The organism is Microcystis wesenbergii FACHB-1317 (assembly GCF_014696875.1).
GTDB classification, from domain to species: Bacteria; Cyanobacteriota; Cyanobacteriia; order Cyanobacteriales; family Microcystaceae; genus Microcystis; species Microcystis wesenbergii_A.
This window is the reverse complement of record NZ_JACJQV010000117.1, coordinates 1-6,791: the sequence shown is the minus strand read 5'-3', so window position 1 is coordinate 6,791 and position 6,791 is coordinate 1. Positions and strand designations below refer to the sequence as shown.

The window sequence follows — 6,791 nt, the reverse complement described above, 5'->3', positions numbered from 1 at the left end:
TGGGCTAGATTGAAAAACTATGTTAGTCAGATTATCAATGATAGTGAAAACCTTGTGGATGCTGTGAGTAAAGCCTTCAGGCATCTGTCCTAACTAACTCGTTCTATGCTATATTAGTTATTTTTCTGCCCTAGTGGAACGTCAGGGAATTCCCGCCGGAGCAGTGTTTTTTCCCGATGGGAATCGTCTTGTGGGTAATCAAGGTTTTGATTCCCGTTTACAAGCGTGGGATAGTTTTCCCGCTTCCCTAGAATGGCATCCCATGTCCTACGCTAATTGTAACGATACTACCTGTGTAGTTAATCAGATCAAAAGAGTAGTGGAAAGCAGGGGAAATCAAACTCCTGTTACCCCAGCTTTAGCCGGTTTATGGGGACAACCCTATAACAATCGTCCCTCCTTAGAAGTGCAAATGGAAGCGATTCGCCTAGCTTTTCCCACCATAGATAGTATCAGTCATTTCGCTTTTTCTTGGCAAGAACCACAATTCGATCGAGCCAGAAGATTTTGTCAAATATAACCCCATTTACACCTCCACTTTCACTTCCTTTGTCTCTGTTTTTTCTTCTGGTGGGGTAACTATCACAGGTGGCACTGGTTGGGCGGTGTTGAGAGTCGGTGTAATATCGACGTAGTTAATCACCGCCCCTAAAATTTTCACTTCCGCTTCTGTTAACTGGTTAATTGCTTCACTCAAGAGACTAGAACGAGTTATCGCCTGGCGCGTTACCAGAATAATCCCGTCCGCTAGTTCCTCTAAGAGAAGCGCATCATTACAGCTAGACAGAGAAGGAGTATCAACAATCACCAGATCGAAACGGCCGCGAGAATCTTTGAGAATTAATTGTAATTCACTCGATTCAATGATAGCTGCCGCTTGTTTGTGCGGACCGGGACTAGGCAAAATGGAAAGGTTTTCAATATTTGGGGCCAGCCGGATCGATTTACTTTTTGCCCCGTAGTAAAGTAGGGGTTCTCGGAAAGAATTGGGATCGGGAGTGACTCCGATTTCTTCGGCCTTAGAAGGATTTCTCAGATCTCCTTCTATTAACAGAGTCCGTCGGCCCGCCAAACTAGCAGCGATCGCCAGATTATAGGCAGTGGCGGTTTTACCTTCTGCGCCAGTAATGCTGGTGATAATAACCACTTTCACCTTTTCGCCGCCGCCAACACGTCGCAGGGTACTGCGTAAACGTTCGTAGTAGGGGAGATAATTGGCATTAGCATCGGCGAGAATCGGCTCGATTTCCTCGCCCTCTAAATTCCGGATAATTGGCAATTGTCCCAAGAGCAGGAGCTCCCGACTGACCAAAGCTTCCCGCAATTCTTGGGGACTGTGCAGGCGATCATCGATCACTGCCAACAGGATGATCGCACCCAATCCGGCTAAAGTTCCCAAACCAGCCCCCGCCAAGAGAATCAAGAGACGATTTTTGCGGTTAAACACCTGTTGGATCGGTTGAGCTACCGGCGGTTGGGCGATGGTGAGACTACCCACAGTTTCCGCTTCTGCGGCCTGAGCATCCACCAGAGCATTGAGAATATTCTCGTAGATACCCCGTTGAAAGGCGACGGCTTGGGTTAAACGAGCTTGCTGTAGCTGTTTATCGGGGAATTTTTCGTATTGGGAGCGTAATTGCTGTTCCTGAGTCACCAGGGACTCTAATTGTTTCATCAAACCCTCACGCTGGGTTTGCAGGGTGACTAATTGAGCCGCTAATTGTTGGCGGGTGGCATCGAGATTACTTTGCTGACGGATGCGACTGCTGGGAAGATCGGTCAGGATGCCATCTTTTCCGATCACCTCGGCGGCCCTTTTTTGTAAGAGAGATTCGTTAACTTGCTGTTCTTTGCGTAATTTAACGACGGTGGGATGTTCGGGACGTAAATCCTTCTGTAGTCGCTCCAATTGGGCTTCCGTGCCCAAGATCTGGGCTCGGATACTGGCAATAATCGGGTCGGCACTAAGGGCCGAGGAGGTGTAAGCTTGATCGGGGGTTAAATCGAGTTGTTTACTCAGACTATTAATCTGTCCTTGAATACCTTGCAGTTGTAGGCGAATTTCTCGCTGTTGCTGTTGACTGCTGGTGATAGCGGTGAATAAACTCCCGTCTTGAATCGCCAATAAATCTGAACCCTGGGTACTAATGTAGCGATAAAACTTTTCTTCGGCTCTGGTTAAATCTTTTTGGACTTCGTTAAGTCGGACACTGAGAGCTTCTACGCGGGCGCGTAACTGGGAAGTATTAAGCCAGCGACTGTATTCCACCATTTCCTTCATCAGGGTTTCGAGAATTAACTCCGCCCTGGGTTTGGACTCGGACGTTAACTCTAAAAGTATCTCTTGGGGTTGATCGCTATTATTTTTTCCCTCCGCTTCACCAGGGAAGGTAATTTTTAAATCTCGTTCGCGAACTTTAATGATCTGTTCTTGATTAAATTGCAATTTTTTGGCGGTACTGATCAACACCCGGGGAGACAGCAGTAAATCGAGATCGATGGTTCGTCCCGCTTGTTGTAGTTGGGTTCCTGTACTGGTAAAAGCTGGCGGCGGCACCCGGTAGGCTAATTGTCCCACGGCACGATAAAAGGTGGGAGGTTTCTCAGGATCAGGTAGAAGAGCAAAGCCCACAGAACCGCCTAAACAGACGAAGAAGACGAATATTCCCACAAATTTGTTTTGATTTAGCGAGATGAGAAATCGTTCAACAATTGGTAGAGCCATAGCTTTTTAATATATTCCCAGATTCTTTACATTTTAGCGGTCAAGAGTGATTCTCGGCCTTGAAATCCTAGCTTATGAAGTTGTGTTAAGGAGTAAAGGGGGCGAGTTGCCCCTCAATTATTGGAAGTTATCGAATTGATTGCTAATGTTGAGAATTGTATTGGTAAAACTGGTAATATCCCGGATGGGTTGGGTAATGATATTAAAAGCGGCGAAAATTTTCCCTAATAGGGTGCGGCTGACAATAATTACGTCTTGATCTTCTAAGGGAACATTTTGGGAGATATCTCCCCTAACTGCCGCTATCGGACTCAACGTTTGACTAACAATTCCCCCTTTGGCACTGTCAAAACGGAGCAGAGACACTTCATTGACATTAATCCGCAGGCGATCGGAAACTGGTAAACTAGCCACCACATCAAGGAAGGTACTGCCATTAGGAATCGAAACATTTCTCAGGGCAATTCCCGAAGGAACTAAGGGAGCTAAAACCCTGATCGTGATACTCTGCTGGGTGAGGGTGGTTTTCGCCACCAGTGTGCGATTATATCCCGTTTCTTGGCCTACTTCTAACTTGGAAACAATCACGGCATCGCCTCCTTGCAGAGGCAGATCTGGCAAGCGTTCGCCTTTAATTAAGGGAGTATAAAGGTCAAGTTTCTCCTCTAATACTGTACCATCGACTAAAGTCCGCCGGACAACGATCGAACGCAGATCGGCTCTGGGGGTGCCGCCACCCGCCGCCAAAAGTACCTGCGCTAGGGGAGTATTAGGAGCAACACTATAAAACCCCGGTCGCTGTACCTCTCCCAGAATGGTTAACTGGACCGGACGCGGACTGGTTAGAAAGGCAATCACTTCCGGTTCCTCCCGCAAGTATTTTCGCCCCAATTCCAGGCGGATTTTAGTTTGCACTTCGTCTAAAGTCAAGCCCAGAACGGGAATACGCCCTAAAATCGGCACCAGAAAATTACCATCGGGATCCACAGGACCTGCGGAATTAAATTCGGGAAAATCGGGAACCGAGACACTGATTCGATCGCCGATATCCAGTCGATAGGACTGAATTGGTCGGGATTGGCGATCATTGGGAGAGTAAACCGGTGGACTGTAGCCAGCAGGGGGAATCGTGTTTTCGGGAAAGGTGGGATTAGGGGGTTGGGGGGGCAAAAATTCCAACCCGGCCCCCGGTTGAGTCTGGGGTATGGACAAAGGACCCTGGGCCTTGAGGCTCTCGGAGTCAATTATCCACAAGAACCCTGTCAGACCCAACCCTGATAGGGCTATGGCCCCGGTTCTGAATAAACTAACTGGCAAAAACTTTACGAACATATCAATTGGCTTTCTGGGAGTTATCCAGTGGGAGAGGAAAAAAGGGGCGATTAGGGGCTCGAAAAGTTCCTTGAGCTAGTTTCTTTCAAGCGATGGCTGGCGGCAGCCAAATCACTTTTCTTTTTTAGACTCAGGGACAGAAGTTAATTGACTTAAGACATTTTGTTCTAAGTTACTTTGTACTTCCCTAGCGAGATTGAGAGCAAAGGGAGTGAGAGTTTGCAGTTCTTTGGTCGGGTCTAAGGGAATCAGCAAGGAAACGGCTATCCAGGGTACTCTTTGTCTTTTTAATTGCGCCCATTGGTCAAGCCAATACCAAACAGAGGGATCATAATGACCACCACCTAGCCAAGCATACCACTGCACCACGGCAAAGGTGTTTTGTGTCCAAGCACGATAGAATCGGGCCCTGGCCATTCCCCCCGACCAGGCGGGAATTAATAGCTCGGTTGTTTCCCCCTGATTCCAACGACTAATCGAACTGATATCGGACCATTCTAACCCTGGTTGATTTTTATAGTATATCTGTGGCTTTAAAAGCAGGGTGATCCTCTTGCCATCAGGACTTTCCAGCACTTGTACCGACCATTTTCCCTCACCGATTTCCCCTTGGCTCTGGTTGATGGTTTTCAGGTCAGACAACTCGATTCCCGATTCTTGTAGGGCCCGCATTTTCTGAATATTACCGATTCTCGGTTGCTCCACCCAAGGCCAATGGCCGGAAATTAAATTGGGCAAGATACCCCCTAAAATCAAAATCAGCAGCAGGCACAACAGGAGTAGATAATTACCCGGTAGCTTTTTTTTGAGTTTGTCTAACACTAAAGTTACCCCGGCTGGAATTTTTTGACTAATCATCCTTGTTAACTTCCTCTTGAGCTAGGAACTGTTTCCTGACCGCCTCGCGATACTCCATGATTTGGAAGACCAAAAGGACGAGTAATAACATAAAGACGGAGTATAAATCACCCCCCCAGCCATCGTGGAGTAATTTAAAGTTTTCCTGTTGTCCCGTGCCGTGAAACCAGGCTAAAAGCGAGTTACGAATAATATTAGCCCCGACACTAATTGCAAAGGCACTGAGGAGCATAAAGCGCGTTTTACGACCGTTTTCGATAGTATCTGTCCAATGGAGCAGCAGCAGCGTGACGTAAAGACTGGTGAATAACATTTTTAGTCCCGCACAGTAGGGAGCGACTTCCACCATCCGACCTTCTACCGCTACATAGATACCGTCAACGGAGACATCTAAGCCGGCTTGCTGGAGAATAAAACCAGCGCAGGCGGCAATAAAAATCTGTAGGGGTAGGGTATAGGGAGTGATCAGGTAGGGGATAGGATTAGGAGTCGCTAAAGCGGTTAAAAGTAGGGGAAATCCCTGTAATTTAAAACCTTCTCTTCCTTTTAACCAGAGACAGATGCCCGCTAACATAATCGGGAAAGACATACTAACCCAAACAGAGGAACCGAGGAGATAAAAAATCGCCCCTAGGGTCAATAAAAAGGCTCCGAGGGGATGGGATCGATCTTCGAGGCGTTGCCATTTTTTGCGATTCTGCCAGACAATATAGGCGGCGTAGGGAAGGCCGATCAAGCCGTGGCTAAAGTATTCGTGTTCGATGTTGATCGATTTATTCAGCCAACCATCGTACCAATGAGAGATCACCGGACCATAGATAACGGCCAAGAAAGCGATAATCAGCCAAGATTGCCGATTTTTCTGGGAGACGGGGGATAGGGAAGGACTAATACCCATAGGACGGAGCGATTTAGTGACAAATTCTCAATTTATGTTAGCCGATGATCGAAGTAATCTGTTTAACCACTATTTCAATTTGCTCCTCGCTGATACCGGGGTACATGGGCAGGGAGATAATTTCTTCACAGAGAATCTCCGCCTTAGGGAAGTCTCCCCGTTGATAACCCAGGTAGCGATAAGCTGGTTGCAGATGACAGGGAATCGGATAATGAATGCCGGTTTGAATACCGACGGCAGTTAATTTTTCTTGCAGTTGTTGGCGATCAACCGGACAATGGGGGAGGATGCGAATAACGTAGAGATGATAGACATGACCAGCCTCGGTTTCGTCTCGTATGGGTAAAATGCCCTTATCGGCTAAAGGGGCCAAAAGCTGGTCGTATTGTCTTGCCGCTCGATGACGGGAGCGATTCCAGCCTTCCAGATGGGGTAATTTAACGTTTAAAATGGCGGCTTGTATGCTGTCTAAACGGCTATTAGTGCCGATATCGGTGTGAAAATACTTGCTCGGTGCGCCATAATTTCTTAAACTGCGGGCTTTTTGGCTAATTTCAGGATCATTGCTCACTAACATTCCGCCATTGCCAAAAGCACCTAAATTTTTACTGGGATAAAAACTAAACCCCGCCGCCACACCGACGCTGCCGGCGCGATAACCTTCTCTACTGGCTAAATGGGCCTGGGCCGCATCTTCAAAGATAATCAGATTATGGCTGCGGGCAAAATCCTGTAATTGTTGGGGTGATACCATCTGTCCGTACAGGTGTACGGGGAGAATGGCGCGGGTGTTAGGGGTAATTCTTTGGGCAGCCGCCGCAAGGTCAATAGACCTCTTGCATAATTTTTTTATGGTATAATGGAGGGTTTTGCTTTTTTCTCAATTCTTAGATTGAAGTGGAAAAAAGAATAAAATGTGATCTTAGGTCAGGAAATCATCTATAATTTTGCTATGTTTATTAGCAAAATTATGGATTA

At 47.0% G+C, this 6,791-nt stretch carries 4 protein-coding genes and 2 pseudogenes; 1 reads left to right on the top strand and 5 read right to left on the bottom strand.

Translation table 11 applies throughout. The features are described 5' to 3' along the window. Positions 1–100 precede the first annotated feature (100 nt). Positions 101–520 (top strand): annotated as a pseudogene (locus H6F92_RS09265) (family 10 glycosylhydrolase); the annotation flags it as partial. A 6-nt stretch (positions 521–526) separates the two neighbouring features. On the opposite strand, the gene H6F92_RS09260 reads toward H6F92_RS09265, so the two are convergent. The 5 genes and pseudogenes from H6F92_RS09260 to H6F92_RS09240 all read right to left on the bottom strand — a co-directional run. After that, a complete protein-coding gene (locus H6F92_RS09260; RefSeq protein WP_190357629.1) occupies positions 527–2,725 on the bottom strand; it encodes a GumC family protein in 2,199 nt (732 codons plus the stop codon). A 117-nt stretch (positions 2,726–2,842) separates the two neighbouring features. Then, on the bottom strand, positions 2,843–4,057 hold the full coding sequence (locus H6F92_RS09255) for a polysaccharide biosynthesis/export family protein (RefSeq protein WP_190357628.1): 1,215 nt from the start codon (positions 4,055–4,057) through the stop codon (positions 2,843–2,845). 111 nt (positions 4,058–4,168) lie between these two features. Continuing rightward, positions 4,169–4,915, bottom strand: coding sequence for a cyanoexosortase B system-associated protein (locus H6F92_RS09250; RefSeq protein ID WP_190357627.1), 747 nt, complete (start codon positions 4,913–4,915; stop codon positions 4,169–4,171). After that, positions 4,908–5,813: a cyanoexosortase B gene (gene crtB / locus H6F92_RS09245; protein ID WP_190357626.1), complete on the bottom strand. Its 906-nt coding sequence runs from the start codon at positions 5,811–5,813 to the stop codon at positions 4,908–4,910. Before crtB ends, H6F92_RS09250 begins: the two co-directional genes overlap by 8 nt. A 37-nt stretch (positions 5,814–5,850) precedes the next feature. Then, positions 5,851–6,642, bottom strand: a pseudogene (locus H6F92_RS09240) (DegT/DnrJ/EryC1/StrS family aminotransferase); the annotation flags it as partial. Positions 6,643–6,791 lie beyond the last annotated feature (149 nt).